19 protein-coding genes are annotated in these 20186 nt (G+C 49.3%); all 19 read left to right on the forward strand.

What is annotated here, in order from left to right; translation table 11 throughout:
- Positions 1-10: 10 nt before the first annotated feature.
- The 19 genes from hslO (at position 11) to ON072_RS11330 (ending at position 20174) form a co-directional block, all read left to right on the forward strand.
- Positions 11-874, forward strand: a complete 864-nt coding sequence (hslO, locus tag ON072_RS11240) for an Hsp33 family molecular chaperone HslO (protein ID WP_025010642.1) — start codon at positions 11-13, stop codon at positions 872-874.
- Positions 875-1040: 166 nt separating this feature from the next.
- Complete coding sequence (locus ON072_RS11245; protein WP_025010641.1) at positions 1041-2582, forward strand: phosphoenolpyruvate carboxykinase; 1542 nt, start codon at positions 1041-1043, stop codon at positions 2580-2582.
- Positions 2583-2944: 362 nt separating this feature from the next.
- Positions 2945-3241 (forward strand): Flp family type IVb pilin, encoded by a 297-nt coding sequence (locus tag ON072_RS11250; protein ID WP_025010640.1) that lies wholly within the window; start codon positions 2945-2947, stop codon positions 3239-3241.
- A gap of 70 nt (positions 3242-3311) precedes the next feature.
- A complete protein-coding gene (locus ON072_RS11255; RefSeq protein WP_025010639.1) occupies positions 3312-3614 on the forward strand; it encodes a Flp family type IVb pilin in 303 nt (100 codons plus the stop codon).
- Positions 3615-3652: 38 nt separating this feature from the next.
- Positions 3653-5038, forward strand: coding sequence for a Tad domain-containing protein (locus tag ON072_RS11260; RefSeq protein ID WP_037474985.1), 1386 nt, complete (start codon positions 3653-3655; stop codon positions 5036-5038).
- On the forward strand, positions 5038-5886 hold the full coding sequence (locus tag ON072_RS11265) for a hypothetical protein (RefSeq protein ID WP_107005984.1): 849 nt from the start codon (positions 5038-5040) through the stop codon (positions 5884-5886). Before ON072_RS11260 ends, ON072_RS11265 begins: the two co-directional genes overlap by 1 nt.
- 2 nt (positions 5887-5888) lie before the next feature.
- Positions 5889-6545: a hypothetical protein gene (locus tag ON072_RS11270; RefSeq protein WP_044733384.1), complete on the forward strand. Its 657-nt coding sequence runs from the start codon at positions 5889-5891 to the stop codon at positions 6543-6545.
- A 1-nt stretch (position 6546) separates the two neighbouring features.
- Entirely contained in the window at positions 6547-6738 is a 192-nt protein-coding gene (locus ON072_RS11275) for a hypothetical protein (protein WP_025010636.1), read from the forward strand.
- Positions 6739-6752: 14 nt separating this feature from the next.
- Positions 6753-7661, forward strand: a complete 909-nt coding sequence (gene cpaB / locus ON072_RS11280) for a Flp pilus assembly protein CpaB (RefSeq protein WP_028780580.1) — start codon at positions 6753-6755, stop codon at positions 7659-7661.
- Positions 7658-8959, forward strand: a complete 1302-nt coding sequence (locus ON072_RS11285) for a type II and III secretion system protein family protein (RefSeq protein WP_028780579.1) — start codon at positions 7658-7660, stop codon at positions 8957-8959. Before cpaB ends, ON072_RS11285 begins: the two co-directional genes overlap by 4 nt.
- A gap of 9 nt (positions 8960-8968) precedes the next feature.
- A complete protein-coding gene (locus ON072_RS11290; RefSeq protein ID WP_025010633.1) occupies positions 8969-10675 on the forward strand; it encodes an ATPase, T2SS/T4P/T4SS family in 1707 nt (568 codons plus the stop codon).
- Positions 10668-11519, forward strand: a complete 852-nt coding sequence (locus ON072_RS11295) for a type II secretion system F family protein (RefSeq protein WP_025010632.1) — start codon at positions 10668-10670, stop codon at positions 11517-11519. The genes ON072_RS11290 and ON072_RS11295 overlap by 8 nt, the downstream gene beginning before the upstream one ends.
- A 14-nt stretch (positions 11520-11533) precedes the next feature.
- Complete coding sequence (locus ON072_RS11300) at positions 11534-12397, forward strand: type II secretion system F family protein (protein WP_025010631.1); 864 nt, start codon at positions 11534-11536, stop codon at positions 12395-12397.
- 2 nt (positions 12398-12399) lie between these two features.
- Positions 12400-12747 carry a DUF192 domain-containing protein gene (locus ON072_RS11305; RefSeq protein WP_037437059.1) on the forward strand — a complete coding sequence of 116 codons (348 nt, stop codon included), beginning with the start codon at positions 12400-12402 and terminating at the stop codon, positions 12745-12747.
- The gene (locus ON072_RS11310; protein WP_025010629.1) at positions 12732-13199 is read left to right on the forward strand and encodes a tetratricopeptide repeat protein; all 468 of its coding nucleotides are present in this window, start codon (positions 12732-12734) and stop codon (positions 13197-13199) included. Before ON072_RS11305 ends, ON072_RS11310 begins: the two co-directional genes overlap by 16 nt.
- The gene (locus ON072_RS11315) at positions 13196-13876 is read left to right on the forward strand and encodes a TadE family protein (protein ID WP_028780577.1); all 681 of its coding nucleotides are present in this window, start codon (positions 13196-13198) and stop codon (positions 13874-13876) included. The genes ON072_RS11310 and ON072_RS11315 overlap by 4 nt, the downstream gene beginning before the upstream one ends.
- Before the next feature lie 24 nt (positions 13877-13900).
- Entirely contained in the window at positions 13901-17935 is a 4035-nt protein-coding gene (locus ON072_RS11320) for an IPT/TIG domain-containing protein (protein ID WP_208220987.1), read from the forward strand.
- Positions 17936-17984: 49 nt separating this feature from the next.
- Positions 17985-18398 carry a hypothetical protein gene (locus ON072_RS11325; RefSeq protein ID WP_144380383.1) on the forward strand — a complete coding sequence of 138 codons (414 nt, stop codon included), beginning with the start codon at positions 17985-17987 and terminating at the stop codon, positions 18396-18398.
- 36 nt (positions 18399-18434) lie between these two features.
- Positions 18435-20174, forward strand: a complete 1740-nt coding sequence (locus ON072_RS11330; protein WP_208193847.1) for a hypothetical protein — start codon at positions 18435-18437, stop codon at positions 20172-20174.
- Positions 20175-20186: the final 12 nt, after the last annotated feature.

Consider the following 20186-nt stretch of genomic DNA (forward strand, 5'->3'; position numbering starts at 1 on the left):
GAGAAACCCAATGAACCAAGATACTCTCCATCGCTATCTGTTTGATAACGCCGATGTAAGGGGTGAACTGGCCCAGCTCAGTGATAGCTACCGCCAGATAGTTAACACCCACGATTACCCGGAGCGCCTTAAGGTACTGCTGGGTGAATTGCTGGCCGCCACCTCGTTGCTGACAGCCACGCTGAAATTTGAAGGAGATATCAGTGTGCAACTCCAGGGTCAGGGTGGCCCCGTGTCACTGGCAGTGATCAATGGTAACAACCGCCAGGAATTGAGGGGCGTTGCCCGTTGGCAGGGCGAGATTGCTGCCGATACGCCACTGGAACAGCTCTTTGGTCAAGGCTATATGGTTATCACCCTTACCCCGACAGAAGGCGAGCGTTACCAGGGCGTAGTGGCGCTGGATAAGCCCAGCATCGCCGAATGTCTGGAGAGCTACTTTGCCCAATCTGAGCAATTGCCTACCGGTATCTGGTTATTTGCCGATGGCGAACATGCCGCCGGTATGCTGTTGCAGGTATTGCCGAGCGAGCAGAGTGAAAATACCGAGTTTGAACACCTGACTCAGCTGACTGCGACTATTAAGGCCGAAGAACTGTTCAGCCTGCCGGCCACCGAAGTCCTGCATCGCCTCTACCATCAGGAGCAGGTGCGGCTGTTCGATCCGGTGAGCGTCAGCTTCAAGTGTACCTGCTCCCGTGAGCGCAGCGCTGCAGCCATCCGCACCCTGGCGAAAGAAGAGATAGACGCCATCATCCAGGAAAAAGGCCTGGTGGAGATGGGCTGTGAATACTGCAACAGCCACTATCGCTTCGACGCTATCGATATCGAAGCCATCTTCGCCAACGCTCAGGCACCGGATACTCCCCAATAATGGGGCGATAAATCTGTCGTTTTTCAAGAGGGCGAGTGATCGCCCTCTTTTTTTCACCATTTTCCAGATCTTGCTCACACTTCAGCCAGCGCTTAAGTTACAATCGCGCCAACCCGGCAGCAGACCGGGACCATACCAGACCTCACAATAGATGGAGACCTTACCTATGGCGGCAGAAGCAAACCGCATCCAACTCAATCTCAACAGTGCCCAACTGGTCGAGCAGGCTATTCTGCGCGGCGAAGGCACTCTGACAGCCAACGGCGCCCTGGTGGCCCAGACCGGCGAGCGCACCGGCCGTTCCCCCGCCGACCGTTTTATTGTCAAGGAGCCGGGTACCGAGGCCGATATCGAGTGGGGCGCGGTCAACCAAGCGTTTGAACCTCAAAAATTTGCTGCCCTATGGGAAAGGGTCGAGGCCTATCTGGCCGACAAGCAAGTATTTGTCTCTGAACTGGAAGTCGGCGCCGACGCCGATCACTACCTGCCTATCAGAGTCACGACTGAATACGCTTGGCACCAATTGTTTGCCCGTAACCTGTTTATCGTGCCAGAGCACTATAACCAGAGTCAGAAACCCGAGTGGCAGATTATCAATGCCCCTGGTTTTGTCTGCTCACCCGAGCGCGATGGCACCAACTCAGACGGCACAGTTATCATCAACTTCGCCGAGCGTAAGGTACTGCTGGCCGGTATGCGCTATGCCGGTGAAATGAAAAAATCCATGTTCTCGGTACAAAACTTCCTGCTGCCGGCCAAAGACGTACTGCCGATGCACTGCTCGGCCAACGTCGGTAAAGATGGTGACACTACCCTCTTCTTCGGCCTCTCAGGCACAGGCAAGACCACACTGTCTGCCGATCCCAAGCGCTTCCTTATCGGTGATGACGAGCACGGCTGGGCCGAAGGCGGCGTCTTCAATATTGAAGGTGGCTGTTATGCCAAGTGTATCGATCTCAGCCAGAAGAATGAGCCGGTGATCTGGGATGCCATTCGCTTCGGTACTGTGCTGGAAAACGTGGTACTGGACGCGCAGTGCGTGCCCGACTACAAGGATGCCAGCCTGACCGAGAACACCCGTGCCGCTTACCCACTGGAGCACATCGCCCAGCGCAAGGAAGACAACCGTGGCAACGAGCCACACGCCGTGGTGTTCCTCACCTGCGACGTTTCCGGCGTCCTGCCCCCGGTAGCCAAACTCAGCAAGGAGCAGGCGGCCTATCACTTCCTCTCAGGTTATACCGCCAAGGTGGGTTCCACCGAAGTGGGCTCAACCGCCGCGATTCAGTCAACCTTCTCCACCTGTTTCGGTGCTCCCTTCTTCCCTCGCCCTGCCGGGGTATATGCCGAACTGCTGATGAAGCGTATCCAAGCCTTCGGTAGCCAGGTTTACCTGGTGAACACAGGCTGGACCGGTGGCCCTTACGGCGTGGGTAAGCGTTTCGACATTCCTGTCACCCGTGCCATTGTTGATGCCATCGTCAGCGGTGAACTCAAAGAAGTGCCGACCGAACATATCGAGCAGTTGAACCTGGATATCCCGGTTGCCGTCCCCGGCGTCGACAGCACGTTGCTGAACCCGGTCAACACTTGGGCCGATAAGGAAGAATATGCCAAGTACGCCAAGCAGCTGGCTGAATCCTTCCAAAGCAACTTCGCCAAGTATCAGGTGTCTGATGCCATCAAGGCCGCTGGCCCTAAAGCCTGATAACGACAGTTGATGATGAAAACGGCTCCATTAAGGAGCCGTTTTCTTTTCCGAGAATTATATGTTCAATACCAAACCTAAGAGCCACAATACATTAATCGTTTCATCATCCATTAGGCATTAACTTAGTATCAGCATAAGTTGAGTTATCAAGTTAATCAGCCTGTCTTATTACTGTCATATATATACTTTAAGTTGCTCACTCCTGATTAATCATTAAACAATTCCCATATAAAAATAAGGGTATAACCAGTTACCGTACGACGATACAAATATACACTTTTGGGTAATTGTTATGACTAATATGTAACGGGAAAATTACGCGACAATTTTGTCTCAAGCAAATGCATCAAGGAGTGATAATGTACAAGGGTAAAATTCGCGGTCAAGGTATGACCGAATATATCATTATAGTAGCGCTTATTGCTGTCTCCGCCATTGGCGTATACAGCTTCTTCGGTAAAACCATTCGAAATCAAGTGGCTGGTCTGGCAACAGAGATGTCCGGTGTTGATTCGTCAGCTCAGATTGGTGCTGCCAAAACTGCTGCGGGGACAACCTCTACTGTTGCCAACGGTGATTATAACTTGGGTAACTATAACGCTGCTGCAAATAAGGCTGCGGCTGGTGGTTCTTCTGGTGGTTCAGGCGGTAATTAATACCTCTCTTACCTATAAAATGGGGAATACGTCTGGTGATTCCCCTTCTCATTCGTTAAAGGATTAACTCATGGCATCTAATAAACAGATGGGCCAAGGGATGACGGAATATATCATCATAGTGGCTCTGATAGCGATTACTGCAATTGGCGTATACAGTTTTTTTGGAAAAACAATACGCAACCAAGTCGCCGGACTTTCAAGTGAAGTTTCGGGGCAAGACTCCTCTGGACAAATATCCAATGCCAAGACAGCTGCCGACGATGCCAGCAATACAGCCGATAGCAACTACAACCTGAGCAACTATAACGAAGGGGCCAATAAGGCTGCCGGTGGTTCAGGTCAAGGCGGTGGCGACAGCGGAATCGACTAAACCAATACCAAGACCAGAGAGCAGGCAGGAGCAAAGGAATGATGCCTTCCCGTCAACAGGGGCAAGCCATGATAATGTCATTGATTCTTATGGCATTTGCACTAATGGTAATCCTCTTTAGTTTCAATGTGTCCCAACTGAATATCAAGGGCACTAAATTACAAAATACCGCAGATAATACAGCCTACAGTGTTGCCACTCTTGCTGCCAGGGACATGAATTTCAAGGCGTACACCAATAGAGCTGCGGTTGCCAATCAGGTAGCAGTAGCCCAACTCGTTGGCCTTTCATCTTGGTTCAATATGGCTGAAGTATTTTCACAGAATGCTTGCCGGGTATTGTGTGCAGTTCCCTACGTTGGCCAAGTGGTCAACGGTATCGCGCAAGTGGTAAAGGGGCTGAATCAAGGTGTGCAGCCTGCCATCAAAGTACTGGTCAATGTAGAAAATACCGTACTTAAAGCCATAAGTATCGCTCAGCAATCCATGCACTATGCAGGGGTAACGGCAGCGTTCGATAGCGCTGGCGATATTGTCAAAGCCAATGATCCAAATGCTCGTATGGATTTGATGCAAAACCCGCTATTGATACAAGATCTAAAGAATGTATGGGTAGACTTTCAAACTCTTCAAAAAAGACAAAACAGAAATAAGGGTGGCAGTCAGTATAAGGACTTTATAGGTGTCACTCTTAAATCCCGAGATCCTTTCAGCAACAAACGCACCTATAAACTGCCTTTCCCTTGGTCATTCCACTTTTTTCCGATCAAAGCCAAGACTTATAAAGCCGGCGGCAGCGAGCTTGTCAGCAACGGGAATCGTCCAGAATCATGGACATCCATGGATACCTTGAGTGTGCACTTTTCCAAGTTCAGATGTAAACGTTGGCGCTGCAAATGGCGTACCAGAGAAATTCCTGCCGGTTGGGGTGGAACCGTATCCGACAATAGAGCCATTCTCAGCAGGTTGAACGATAGAACTTACTGGGGAAGCAGCAGAGGACATAATAGAAGCGCATCCAACTTTGCAGCCGCCGATCAAGTGACCCGTGGCAGCTATGATGGCGTACAACCTTTCTATTCCCTGTCGAATTCCGCAAAAGGGAAAAGTGAAACCAGCAATATTCTGGTCGTGGTATCCAAAAAACAAGACAAAGTGAGAACCAGCAACAGCGTACCTCTCGGAGGGGACATGGTTGACCCTGCGACCAATGAAAAAATGCTGGGTGACAGAATGACCGCATTGGCCGCGGCACAAGTCTACTACTCGCGGCCGAGAGATCTGATGAAATCAGGTTCTGCCTGGGCCAGAAAAGATAGTAAGCATGAGTACGGCAACCTCTATAACCCATTCTGGCAAGTGCGCCTGAGCCAATCTACTCAAGGGGAGAGGGCCGCAGTTCAGGCTCTGACAAGGTTACTCTAATGCAGTTCATTCATCGACAACGGGGCCAGGCCCTGGCTGAATCAATCATAGGGATGAGCTTTGTGATAATCCCATTGCTACTGTTGCTACCTTTCATCTCAAAAATAACCGGGGTCCAACACAGAGCTAATCAGGCGGCTCAATATGCTGCTTGGGAACGCACGGTATGGAAGGAGCAGGCACCGTCACGCATGGTCACTGGCAAGGGAATTTTCCTGGCAAAAAAAACGGAACAACAGTTATCAGCCCAACTCCCATGGCGCTTTTATCAAGGAAAAGGCCAGGTAATAGATAGTCGTCCACCTAAGCAATGGAACTGGGAACAGAATGTTCACCCCTTGCTGAAACACCAGACTCGCCATGATGGTTCTCTATCTGGCTTGATCAAGGATAAGGGGGAAGGAAAGAACCGTCTAAGCTTCGCCGAGCCGAGCTCCAAGATACCGGGTACGGTGAACTCTTTGATAGGCAAAGCACTTGGGGTGCTGGCCTATACCGGCTTCTCCCTTGAGCAAGATCAGTTCTACCACACTCGCGTGGAAACTGACCTGGTACAGATGCACCTCGAGCCATTCGACAGTATGCAGCTGACTTATAAGGGCAACAGCGCCTTACTCGCCTCAGGATGGAATGCAGCTGGCCCTGAGCATCTGCGTCGTAGAGCCGAACGCCTGGTACCAACCAACTACGCAGATGTCAGTTGGGTGAGAACCGCCCAAAAGGTTGCCAGCTTCATTCCCTTTGGTAAAGAACTGCACCCCAACTCCCTGAAGCTGGGCCATGTGGAAACTGAAGTACTGCCTGCCAACCGTCTTTGTAATTATGGTTCTAAAGGATGTGGAGGTTAACTATGAAACAACTCCTTTTGGGCTGTTGGTTTCTCAGCCTTCCTCTGCTGGCAACTGAATGGCCTGAAATACAGTTTCCCGATTCCGCCACGGTGGAAGTGGTAGCTGAAGAAATGGTTTATCAAGGCACTCCCATGGCAACTTGGGTGATGCGGGATAAAAGCAATCAGATGATGACCGCAGCCTTCTTCAAACGCCAATGGCAGGGCAAAAGTGAACGCTTTGATGAACAGATGTTTGGCCAGGATTACATCATCAATAGCTTGCAACCACCTTTCCTGTTAACGGCCCGAATAAGGAAAGACTTTGATGGTGTTTTAGCTTACATAGGCATAAGTAAAGATCCCGGTAGCCCAGTCCATAGTAAGTTGGAATTTCCAATGCCGAGCGGTAGCACTGTGTTGTCTGATGTCAGTTCAAAGGATCTCTTCAAGAGTGGCCGAACCTTGGTTTTCAACAGCAACCGCACACTGGCAGATACCTTCCATTACTACCAACGTCACTTTCAACGTCAGGGTTGGAGCGAAGTTGGTACCTATCTGGATAGCGAAATCGGCACCCTGATGCTCACCCAGGGAAGCAACACTCTGGACATTAGCATAAACCGAAAAAATGGCTTGGTTTACGTGGTCGCTAACCAAGTTATGGAAGGGATTTAAGGTGTTAAACAAAAACCAAAAAGGACAAGCAAGCTTTGAGTATCTCGTGGTGTGCGGTGCCTTGGTCGCCGCACTCTTGACCCCAATAGAATCTCAAGGCGACCAGAATGTGGTCGAGCTGTGCCTGGAGGCTCTCAGAGCTTGGTATACCGCATTCGCCTATGCCAAATCACTGCCTGCATTACCTCTTTAGTATTGAGACAAAAGATGAAACTGAAATCGATAGACTTTAACTGGATCCTGCTGCTGGTTGCCATCGCCTTGGGTGGTGTCGCAGCCTTTGCAACCAAATCATATTTCGAGCAGCGGGAAGCCGAGCTCAGAGCTGAACTCAGTGACAGTGATGTCGTGATGGCTGACGTGCTTGTAGCCAATCAACCTCTTGAAAAAGGTATGATCATTTCTGAGCAGAATATGACCGTACGGCAAATACGAGCCGATATAGTCCCCTTGGAGGCCTACCATCCCAGTCAATTCGGTGAGGTGGTCGGCAAGATGCTATTACACCCGATGGCTCCCGGCAGACCCCTGCTTACTGCTTATGTACCCGGTCATGGTGTCAGTAAATTTTCCGACATGCTTGATGAAGGCCAACGTGCAGTGACTATCGAGATTGATGTCATTAACTCAACGGCCGGAATGTTGGTTCCATCTGATCATATCGATCTATTGTTGGCGTATGACGAACCGCTGGGTGACAACAACAACAATCGCAAGAAGTTACAGCTACTTCTGGAAGACGTCACTGTATTGGCAACCGGCAGACGCAGCCAGGAAGTACCTGATGAACTGGCAGACACCCTATTTGAAGATCCCGCCTCCTACAATACTGTGACCTTGGCTTTATCCGTGGATGATGCAGCCAGGGTGTCCTTGGCCCGCAACAAAGGTTCATTTGTCACTCTATTGCGTAATCAACAGGAAACTTTGCCACTGGAGTTTGCTTCCCTGTATCAGGATGAAATATTTGAAAAATCAGCTTCTGACAATAGTCGCCTGGTAGAGATTATTGTCGGTGGCGGCGGCGTTCAAACCCAATATCAAGAATACCCAAATCCAGATGCAGCCGAGCCTAAGCTGCAAATCACCCAACAAGAGACAAGAACCGCATTATGAGAAGTTTCATCCTTTTTCTGGCAGCCTTGCTGTTGCCATGGCAGACCTTTGCCCATAACAACCCTCCTCTCTCGCTTTATGTCGGCGCAGTGGAGCTCTATAAGGTCAACAATGTTGAACGCGTTGTGGTCGGAAATGGTGCAATTCTCAGTGCCAAAGTCATTGATGATAAAGGAGTATTGTTAATAGGTGAGTCTGAAGGTGTCTCAGACCTTCAGCTGTGGCAAAAAAATGGGAAACTCATCAAGCGCAGTGTCACTGTTTATGCCAAAAACCAACTGACCAGCATCCAGAATATCCAGCACCTACTGGCTTCTTTCCCCAAGCTAAGCGTGACTCAATCCAATGAGCTGCTGGTCGTTCAGGGAGAAGTCGATGAGAAACATAAAGGCGTCGTTGAAAAAATACTGGCCAGTCACCCAAACCTGATTTCACTTGTTGAGTTCAAACAATATGCCCCGGACATGGTTCCCATGGTGAAAATGCAGGTGCAGATAGTCGAGTTCAATAAATCTCGTCTTAACAACATTGGTATTCAATGGGATTCAGTTATGTCAGGCCCAGCCTTTGGTGCAGCTAAAGCCTTTACTGCCAACCCCATTTTCAGTGTGACATCTCCTGGCAATTATGTCGGCACCATCAGTGAGGCTATTTCAGACAGCATTGGTGTTCTGGATACCAGAGGATGGAGTTATTTCGGCATAGTTACCGGAATTGGATCCAAGATTCAGTTGATGGCCGAAAAGGGGGATGCCCGCATGCTGGCGCAACCCAACCTCACCACTCGAAGTGGTGAGGCTGCCAGCTTCCTGGCCGGAGGCGAGTTCCCCATTCCTATGACCTCAGCCCTGGGCGTCGTCACCGTAGAATTCAAGGAATATGGGATCAAGTTGGATATCGAACCTGAGGTGGACGAACATCAAAACATCATTAGCCGAGTGCGAGCCGAAGTCAGTGCGATTGACCCTTCAGTTGCTATTGATGATGTTCCCGGCCTACTCACCCGTAAAGCAGAGTCCGTAATCAACGTCAAAAACAAAGAAACCATGGTGATTTCAGGGCTGGTCAACAGCGAAATGTCAAAGTCCGTTTCCCGTTTTCCACTGCTTGGTGATATTCCCATCCTGGGAGAACTATTCAAGTCACGTAATTTTAGGGAAAACAAGACCGAACTGGTTATTTTCGTTACCCCTACAATAGTTTATCCGGGTCATGAAGAGCACGAAGCACAGTTGGCCCGGGGTAAAGAACTGGCGGCAGAAGCTGACCAGCTAGAAGCCTTCTACATCCTGGACTAGGAGCGGTATATGTTCAGTATTATGGTGAGCACCAATAAAGGTACCCGTGTCGGTGAGTTTCAATGTATTCATTCCCAGTGCCAAATAGGCAAAGATCCAGACAACCTTATCGTCTTGAGAGGATTCAAAGTTTCACGCTTGCACGCCACGCTCATACAGGATGAAGAAGGCATCTTCGTGGAAGACAACAAGAGCCGCACCGGTATCAGGGTGAATGACGAAAAGCGGCAGCGTTTCGGTCCACTCAAGACAACAGACAGGATACAGGTAGGGGATTATCAGCTTCGCGTGATTAATCAAGATCCCGAATACCAGTTCGACAATAAAGATTCGTCAGCAGAATGCCCACCGGAGAATCCTGCTGACAAGCAGGTTGCAGACGTTGAAAGCACTAGGAACATGAAACCACTGGCTATGACCAATGCCAAGCTGGATCATATTCAATTCAGAAATGAGTGGCGCCGACGGGTACACAGAGAACTGCTGAAACAGATGGATCTTCGCAGGGTCAACGTCAACGAGATGAGCGACCAGGAGCTACGCCAGCAGAGTGAGTCTCTTATCCAGCAAATCATTAGCCAAATGCAGCTTCCTGCAGAGATTGAAGTCAACTCTCTAATAGAAGAAGTTCTGGATGAAACCATAGGGCTTGGCCCCTTGGAAGGCTTGGTTGCAGACCCTGAAGTGTCTGAAATCATGGTTAATAGTCATGATCAGATCTTTTATGAAAAAGCCGGCCAGCTGTTTCTTTCAGACGTTGCCTTTTCAGATGATCAGGCCGTATTGGGCGCCATAGAGCGAATAGTTACACCAATAGGCAGACGCATAGATGAAAGCTCACCCATGGTGGATGCGCGCCTTAAAGATGGTTCCCGGGTTAATGCAGTAATACCACCTTTGGCTCTTAAAGGCCCATGCATCACCATACGTAAATTTATGCAGCAGCGACTGAACTGTAGTGATCTGGTGCGCTTTGGTTCTATGAGTCAGGCAATGGCTGACTTTCTGGAAATTGCAGTTAAGCAGAAGCGAAATGTCGTTATCTCTGGTGGTACAGGTTCAGGGAAAACAACCCTGTTGAATGTTCTCTCCAACTTTATTCCGGAAAGCGAGCGAATTATCACAGTTGAAGATGCCGCCGAGTTGCAACTCTATCAACCAAATCTGGTTTCACTGGAAGCTCGCCCAGCCAACCAGGAAGGTAAAGGCGCCATAGAGATCCGTGATCTGGTCAAAAACTGTCTTCGGATGCGTCCTGACAGAGTCGTTATCGGTGAATGCCGTGGAGGTGAGGCACTGGACATGCTTCAGGCCATGAATACGGGGCATGACGGCTCGCTGACTACAGCCCACTCAAACTCACCACGAGACTGTATCTCAAGGCTGGAAGTCATGGTGATGATGGCTGGCATGGAATTACCGGTACAGGCCATTCGTGAACAGATATCTTCAGCCGTCAATATCATAGTCCAGCAATCACGTTTCGCCGATGGTTCTCGTCGCGTTACCAGCATTTGCGAGGTTACCGGCATTGAAGGCTCCATAGTGCAACTCTCGGAGATATTCCGTTTTCAACAGACGGGTTTCAACGAGCACGGCAAAGTACAGGGTTACTATACGGCAACCGGTTCTGTCCCGGAGTTTTATGAGCGCTTAAGGCAACAAGGTATCAAGGTCAAACTGGATATTTTTGAGCGGGAGTCTCGCCATGAGTAGTCCGTTGTTCATCATAGGTTGCATTGGTATCAGTGCGGTGCTGCTGGTGTGGTCATTGAGGCACCTGTCGTCTAATTGGGCCAGAGAATATCAGGACAAATTCACCACATCAGCCAGTACAAACCTTGCCGATATGTTCATGTTCATCGAACCGCAGCAACTGTTTTTGATGAACATTATTACTTTGGTATCAGTGCCATTTCTAGTTTGGTTGCTGTTTGGTTCTTTGATACTGGGTATTGTCCTCAGCATAATATTGGCTCTGCTGCCACGCTTTGCATATCGCTATCTACGTAAGCGTCGCCAACGTAAGTTTGTCGAACAGTTGCCTGATGCACTTAATATGATCGCCTCTTCAATGCAGTCCGGCGCCAATACCACCTCAGCCATTGAATTTATGGCTGAGGAAATGGATGCCCCCATACGGCAGGAATTTCAGTTGTTTCTGCGGGAGCAACGCTTGGGGGTAGAGTTCAATACCGCTCTGAACAACATGTATGCTCGAATTCCTGAACCCGAATTTCAGTTAGTGATTGCCGGTATGCAAATATCCCGAGAAGTAGGGGGAAACCTGGCTGAAGTACTGTCAAGGCTGTCCAGTACACTGCGAAAAAAGCTGGAGATGGAAGGCAAGATAGACGCGCTAACATCACAAGGTAAGCTTCAGGGATTAGTGATGACCTTGCTACCAGTGTTTATCGGGGTAGTACTCAATCACATGGAGCCGGATGCCATGGGACGCATTTTTACCGAGCCCTTGGGCTGGCTCACCATCGCAGTCGTCGTATTGATGCTGTTCTGCGGTTACATATCCATTCGTAAGATAGTCACTATCGATGTGTAGTAGGAGCCGCAATCATGATTAATCTGATCATCCTCTGCTACGCCTGTGCTTTGGGCTTCACCATTATCAGTTGCGCAAGGATTTATCGCCGGGTTCCTCCCGATAACAGGGAGTTCATGGATCCGCTTTCACCAGGGTTAAAAATAATTTGGCCACTGGTGCAAGTATTGGCTTTCTACATCAGTGAGAAGCTCAGTGTCGACTATCTGGAACGGGTTTCCAAGAAACTACAGATATCCGGCCTGTCATACATCATGAGTGCCGAGCAATACTTCGCCATCAGGATCCTCAGCACGCTATTTGCAGTGGGACTGATGCTGGCAGCAACCGCGATGCTGGGAGAGGTCAACAGCCGCTACCTGCTCTTTGCTGCCATTGTTGGCTATTTCCTCCCCGTGATGACACTGAACGATCTGCGTAAGAAGCGTCAGCTAGACATTGTTAAAGTGCTACCTGTGTATCTGGACTATCTGACCATGTCCATCGAAGCCGGTTTGAATATGACTGGTGCGCTGACCCAAGCGGTTGAACGCGGTCCAGAAGGGCCTTTAAAAATTGAAATTGAAAAGGTTATCCGCGATATGCGCGCCGGGATGTCCAGAGCTCAGTCTTTTAGGAATATGGCCGAACGGGTACAAATAACCGAAATCAACAGCTTGGTAAGTGCCTTGGCTCAAGCAGAAAGAACCGGAGCAAGCCTGGGTAAAACACTTAGAATTCAAGCAGACCAGCGCCGAGTAGAACGTTTCCAACGTGCCGAAAAGAAAGCCCTGGAGGCTCCAGTAAAGCTGGTATTCCCACTCATAGTGTTCATCTTCCCTGTCACCTTCATGATTCTTCTTTTCCCGATAGTTATGAAGTTTATGTACGAGCTATGAAGATGGAAACCAAGACACTTATTACAGCCTCAGGCTATGAATTAGGGCAAGTGTTTCTGGCCAACAATCCCTGGCTGCGTCTAAGAGGGTTACTGGGAAGGCCAAAATTAACACCTTCTCAGGGAATGTTAATCAGCCCCTGCAGCTCGGTACACACTATAGGAATGCGTTATCCGCTGGACATAGTGTATCTGGATGCCCAGCACACAGTCCTCAAAGTGGTTTCCGAACTCAAACCCTGGCGCAGCAGTTTTTGCCATGGCGCCCATCACACACTTGAGCTGGTAAATGGAACAGCAGCCAAGGCCCAAATCCATGAAGGAGAAACACTCAGATGGAAAAGTTCCTAATCACGCTTATGTGCACCCTGATGTTGATTATGCAAGGGTGCGCTTCTCAAACACAGCACCAGGGCAACCAGGCTATCATGGAGATACAAGCCAGAGCTGAACATGCCTACAAGCTGGCGATGATGGATCAGGCCGAAAGTCTGTACCTCGAAGTGTTGAGATCTGTTCCCAATTACGCTCCCGGTTGGTTTCGTCTGGGCAACATCTATACCCGAACCGGACGTCAAGATGCTGCCATAGCGGCCTATCAACGTTGCATTGAGCTTGAGCCAGACAATCAAAAAGCTTGGTATAACATGAGCCTGGTACGCTTGAAACAATCTGCTCAGGTATTGGAAATAGCCCAACAGCATGGTGACACTAGTTCTGTGGTTCATAGGCAAATAAAAGCGTTGCTCCAAGCCATCTACGAACTGCAACGTGAACCCAGCCCGGAGCAGGCCGCGAGATGAAACGGTTAACATCGCAAACAGGCCAAGCGATGATGGAGTTTAACCTCGCTCTGCCCTTTCTGATGCCACTGGTATTGGTTGCCATGATGTTGCTCGTTCAATGGGGATTTATCTATTCCGCCAAGAGCACCTTGGATGCTGCAACCGTCAAAGCCGTGCGCTCAGGAGCCCTCAATCACGGTAGTTTGAGTGCCATACGTAAAGGGCTGAGCGAAGGTATGATGCCCCTTTACAATCAGGATCCCAGCCTGACAGGTACCTTGGGAGCGTTAGCCAAAGCCAGGATTGCGGTGACAACCCAAGCCAAGATAACCATTCTCAGCCCGGATAAGAAGGTCTTCGATCGCTTTAAAGTAAGGTCCACCTACCAGGGCAAGAGCCTCTATGAAATCCCCAACAATAACCTTATGTACCGTAATCCGGCGTTACAAAACCTTGGGAATAACCGACAACTGAACATCCAGGATGCGAATCTTCTACAAATAGAAGTTCGCTGGTGCCAAAAGTTAATCGTTCCCTTTGCCAACTATGTACTCAGAGAGATTGTCAGTTCGCCACTATACATGCCCAGCAAGGAGCAACTGGAGTGCAATCTGCTCAGCCGAGCTACCGGGGATATTTATCTTGCTATGGTCTCTGATGGCCTTATGCGTATGCAAACTCCTTTCAGGATGTAACCAACACTTATAGGGAAGTAAATCATGTCCAAAAAAACTTACCTGGCTCTGCTGATAGCCGGGATAATGCTGACCGGTGGTTGTAATGGTGAGCTAGAGCCAGATGAAGGCCCGGGTCAGGAAGTTCCAACTGACCCAACAGATCCAACCGACCCGACGGATCCAACTGACCCAGACCCGGTTGATCCACCCAGCCATGAAGGTAGCTGGGAAATACGTGATGAGGACAATGACGGTATTCTGGATGAGAGGGATGATTACCCTTTTGATCCAACAAAACATCAATTTCCTCAAATTATTGAGCAAGAACCCAACGATAACCCCTCAATCGCAACCCAGGCAGGAATGGCTCCCCCATTTACGGTGCGAGGAGCCATTTCTCAAAAATCAGACAATGGCGATCTGTTTTCCTTTGAAGGAGAAGCCGGTCAATTCTATACCTTGATGCTCAGCTATGAGGATCCGGATTTCAAACCCAATATCTACTTTTCTGATGCTCAGGGTAATGCACTCAACTTTGGTGAGTTGGAAATAGATCCTGTGCTCAAGAAAGTCGCTATCAGCGTTGAAATTCTTAAAGATGGCCTTTATCACATTGGCATCAACGATATTAACTTTGATGGCCGTCCGAGCTTCAGCTACAGCGCCCGTATTTTTGCTGATCGTGACAGTGATGGAGTTTATGATCAGCAAGAACTGGCACTGGGCATGGATCCAGAGAGTGATGACTCAGACCAAGATGGTATACCCGATACTCTGGAGTATCTGTACGGTTTAGCAGCCGATGACTTTGATCCAGATGGCGATGGTATTCCCAACTGGTATGACACAGATAGTGATGGTGATGGCCTGAGTGATGGATTTGAGGGTGGCGCCGATGCAGACGGCGATGGCCAGGGGAACTTCCTCGATTTGGATTCCGATGGCAATGGCATCGCTGATGCCATTGAGGCCGGCGACAATCCCAAGCACCCTTTGGACAGAGATCTTGATGGAGTCCCTGATTTTCTGGACTTGGACGATGACAATGATGGCGTCCTGGATATCAATGATCAGGACAGGCTGACCGCCGTCAGTATCAGCTCCGTAGCTATCCTGGGGCAGGCCTATACAGTCCATAACGATACCAAAGTCAGGTTTTTCCGCGAAGGCGATACACTGAACGTAGAATTGGATTCTCCCTTATCTGCCGGTCAACACTTTTTGGTTATCACCCGGGAAGGTTTACCTCCAATCAACTTACCTTTAACTCAAGCCTCAGGTCTTATCACTACAGTACTGCCCAAAGGTGCCAGTGAAGTTTTTGTCTCTGATGGTGCTCTGCGCACCAATGCGAGAGCTTTGAAACTTCAGCCTGCAGGCACCCCGGTTATCAGCACAGCCGGCGCAGTGATGCTTGACGAAAACGCCCAGGTGACTCTCTATGGTGACAGCCTAAATGGCAATATCACAGTGACAGCCAATGGAATACCTTTAGAGGTCATTTCAAATACAGCCCATTCTGCGAGAGTGAACGTCCCAACAGGACTTGTCGACGGTACGCTGCAAATCAATAACGCTCAGGGACAGAGCAACCAAGTACAATACTATGTACTCAAAGAAGCAGAAGTTACCCTCACCTCTGTAGGCGGTGTTGATCCCTTAGGTGTACGTGTAGAAACACTGCTGAATACCACAACGACACTGGATTACAACGGTCGGGCAAACATTAAAGTCTTTAAGAATCGGCTGACTCCTGTCACAGCCTTTGTTCCTACTGCAGATAATAGTCAGGGATATGTTTATCTAAACAGTTACTTGTTACCAGGCGAACAACAACTGACCTTGGATATAAACAGTACGACTTTTAAGTACGTGCTGGACTTTATTGGCGTTGACAAGATCCCACAGGCTTCGTTGGCTAATTTTCGCGACACCATAGTGACTTATCCTGAGTTCATAGAACTGCAGGAACACTTCGCTGGCATGCTGCAAAGTTCTCCAATGGCACTGGAGCAATTATCTCAAGCAACAAACCTGTTGCTAATAAGCAACAGCAACAAGATATATCAGCGCTATAGTCAGAACCAGGTTGGCAACACAGCCAAAGCCCAGTCATTCAATGCTTCTCCAATGGCTATGGCCATGGTCAAGCGGGCTTCAGCAACCGGAAGCATTAAACCAAACATCACCAATTATGGTACGGCTTACTTTGACTATAGTCTTGCGGCCACTAACTTCCTCGATAATTGGCTACCGTCGGATCCAAGCTGTCCCAATAACAGCGAGATCACCAAAGAACAGAAAAACAAACTCCAGTACGATGGCTGCTCAGAGCTGCAAAATCGTACCCGGCTTTATTTGAGTACCATGATTATCCCTCTGGGTGAAAATGGACAGTATGATGAGTCCAAGCTGGATAGTCCGCTGCGCAAGCACGCTCAATCAGCTTGGGATGGCAATATAATAGGACCGCAATCTGGAACATACTTTGGTCTGGAGTTTTGGTCCAAAGATCAGTACTACAATGTTTGTCCCTATCAAGATTGCCTTTACCAAGTTCTCGCTCCGGGTGTAGATACTCCTTTGGGGCCTTCACCATTTAGCTTTCGTAATCAGTCTGCCTATGATGAGGCCAACCTCAAAGCTCGCCAATACTTGGCAATTCGCACCGTCATAGACGGTATCTTGCTTAAGTTTTTTGACCTTATTTTAATCGGGGTAGGTTATGAACCGGCAGGATTCGACCCCGTGGTCATCACCAAGTTAGTGATCCAGTACTCACCCAAGCTGATAGAGGAAACTGAAAAACTTTATAAGGATGACAATGTTACTGGAACCGACCTTGCCAACTTCCTGGAACAGCTTGCGATAGAATTCTATAAAAATGAAATAGAAGTCTTCTACGATCCTGCCAATAGAGGCAAATTGGGCCCCATCACTACAGCAGTGCTGCAAAGTATGGGAGTAAAGCCCGAAGACCTGGCAGCCTTGGCTGCCGGAGCCGCGTTACGCAAATGGGCTCCTTTTATTGGCCAAATGGAAGCGATAAAAACTGGCGCCCAGGTAGCAGACATATTGATCGACCAGCTCAAGACTATTACAGATATGGTCGGCGTACCGGTGAAGTCTGACTTTACCCTCACTTGGGGGATGCAAATTGTCGACATAGACCCTGCCATTATGAAAGCCGAGCCTATAGACAAGCCGTTGTCTATCATCGGCACAGGGTTTGGCATTAACGAACGTTGGTATTGGTTTGATGAAGAACCCTTAACCGAACTGAAAGATGAGGGCAACAATGCTTATGAAGAGCGTGAATATGAATCTGTCTCCGAGGATGGCACTCTGCTGAAAATAAGCGTTCCAGGCTCTATGTTGAAAAACGCTGTCGGTCCTATCGCCGTTGCTGTTGAGCACAGAGGGCAGCGCGCTGAGTCACCTGTAAAAATCAAGATTGGTGATGGCCTTGAGATCATACGTTTGAAAGCAAGTAGCGGCCAACCCGGTGACTTAGTCGTCATCGAAGGCTTGGGATTCAGCCAAACCAAAGCAAATAATAGAGTCACATTCGCCGGTAAGAATGGTGAACGTATCGTTGCCTTTATCAACAAGGTCGAGCCAGGGAAACTAACGGTGAAAGTCCCCAATAATGTTGTCTCGGGTAATGTCACTGTGGAAGTAGATAACGAGCTCAGCAATGGACTCAAGTTTGAAGTACCCCATCTACTGGAAATCACTTTCGGTGATAACGGCAACTTCAACGACGATATCTTTAAACTGGTTGTCGATGATAAAGTACTGACCGATGGCAGTAGCCCGCAACGCCAGGTTGGCCCCTTATCAATACCGCTTACCTCAGGCACCCACACAGTAAAACTGGTAGGGATCCGGGCTGAAGATGAGATAGGCACCTATTACATCCAGTTTGAAGGCGATGTTCTCTCTGTCTCGGGGGATGAATTGGAAGGCCGTGACCTATTGAAAGATAGCGTCAAACAATTCCAGGTCGAAGTCGGAACTCCCCAACAGAAGGCTCGTAGTCAATATCAGCCGTTGCGCAATCTGCAGCAGGAATAAAATCAAGGGAAGAGCCGTAAGGCTCTTCCCTGTTTCAAGGAGTTGAACAATGAAAATTCCATTTGCATATCTTTCACTTGGAGTAACCCTTTTCACGCTGCCAGTGGCGGCCAAACCAAATGAGAAGCTGACTCAACAGTGCTTGGATAGTTTTGAAATCATCAAAAACCAGGATGTACAAGCCTTTGTGGCACTAATACCCTACGAAGCAAGTGCCAAGGAACAAGAGCATGCGGCCCAAATACTGGCCCGTTCACACAAGCGTTGGTATCAAGATAAGACTCTCGGCACCATTACTCCCCAAGATGTGAGTTACAGCGAACCCAGCAAAAGCAAGCAACAGAAAGGTGCGCTTCAGGAAGCGCGGGTTAAGCTACTGATAGAAGGAGAAAACTACCGTTCTTCTGTCAGCTGCAAATTTCTCCAAACCGATAAAGGCTGGTTTCTTTCCAAGTTGCCTTAACCCGTTTTGACGAACTTAACTCAAGGATGAATCAATATGCGTAAACTTTCCCTCCTGTCGGTAGCACTCAGTGCTACGCTGCTCTCTGCCTGTGGCGGCTCCGATTCAGATGACAATCAACCACCTGTTACGACTGATATTAGTGTTCAGGGCCAGGTTAGTTATTTGGGTGCTGTGCCGGGGGCCGATGTCTGCGCCGATCTCAATCGTAACCTGTCTTGCGATGCTGATGAGCCCACAACAACTACCGACAACGATGGCAAGTATCAGCTCGATTGGCGCAGCGATGACCCAACGCCCGACTATTATCTTCTGGCCAGCTGGTTACCGCAGGCCAGTGACAATACCTCAGCCAAACAGCAACACAATAAGCAGAGTGTTGCTGCCCAGACCACTGATGACGGCAGTCTGGTGCTCTTTGCCCTGAACCAGCATACGGGTGCCATCAACCTAGTGACCCATTTGGAATTCAGTCGTTTACAGCAGATGTTGCAAGCGGGCATTGGTGACGCCCAGCGTGATAACCTGCTTCAGGAACTCAGGCAGCTATATTCCCAGCTGTTCGCCCCGGAGAGCGAGAACCCTTACCAGCTTGCTGCCGATGTCACAGCAGCGCCGGCCTTTGCCGAGGCATTTTGGTTACTGCAGCACATTCACGCTTTGACTGAAGCTCAGATAGAAAAGCTACTCGGTGAAGGCAATCATGAGGCCATTCTGGCGGCCGAGCAGACCCTCGCCATGACCCTGAATGAGCTGCGACAGTTGATCGCCGCCAGTGGTCAAACAGCGGAGACATTCCTGGCCACAGATCCCCAAGAGGTGCGTAACAAGGTAAACAGCGCCATGGTTGCCCTGGGTTACCTGGAACCTCTTGATGACAAAACCATGAACGACAATGATTGGGTGATAGTACTCAATGGCTTGATGGAAGATGATGAGCAAGCTCATCTGCTTGATCTGGGGCTGACTGGCGGATCGGAGGTGTTCACCCTGCAATATGGCGACCCCTCCAAGTTTCTGACCGGAAGTGTCAACCAAGGCAAGGTCCTGGCCCAGGATGTCACTCTGGGAGATGAGGTCGCCAACGAGTGCTGGAATACTCAAATGGAGCGCTGGATAAATGCCGATCGCAAGGATCAGGGCTATAGCCCAAGCGCGCCGGTTATCGAAGGCAATCAACTACATACCTTCTATGATGGTACTCAGGTACCAATCACTATGCAGGTGGACAAGTACCAGGCCGACGCCGAAGACTGGCAAACCTTGCTGGCAGGTACCCCGGCCGCGCTGCAGTTGGCCAAGCTAGAATGGCCTGGGCAGGTTTACCGCATCTGGACGGCGCAGCAAGCCGATGTAATGTGCCGGAATGAAGAGTTTGTTTCCTGGGAGATGCCGGTTGCCAACGCCGAAGATCTCGACTCCAGGGCGCTGATTACCCTCTTCTGGCCTATAGCAACAGAGGATGAAATTACCCTGGATGGCGAGCAGCGTTTCACGCTGAACTTTGGCGATACCCCTGAAAGCTACGAGTGGCAGCTAATCCAAAGCCCGAGTGGTGCGCCTTTGTTGCAGATCACAGAGCTGCTGGACAATCCAGAGCTGGCCGACAAGGTTCTGCCCAGCCAATATCTGATCCAAGGTGACCAACTCATTGAAGTGAATATTTACCGCGCCTTTGATTTCGATGCCGGCAGGCAGCAATTGCGACTCACCTACGAGCAAAGCTTCAGCGATTCCCTGTATCAACATCTGAAACAACTGGCGCAGGCCAATTGAGCAAGTAATGAG

Source organism: Shewanella sp. K8, assembly GCF_028823715.1.
Taxonomy (GTDB): domain Bacteria; phylum Pseudomonadota; class Gammaproteobacteria; order Enterobacterales; family Shewanellaceae; genus Shewanella; species Shewanella algae.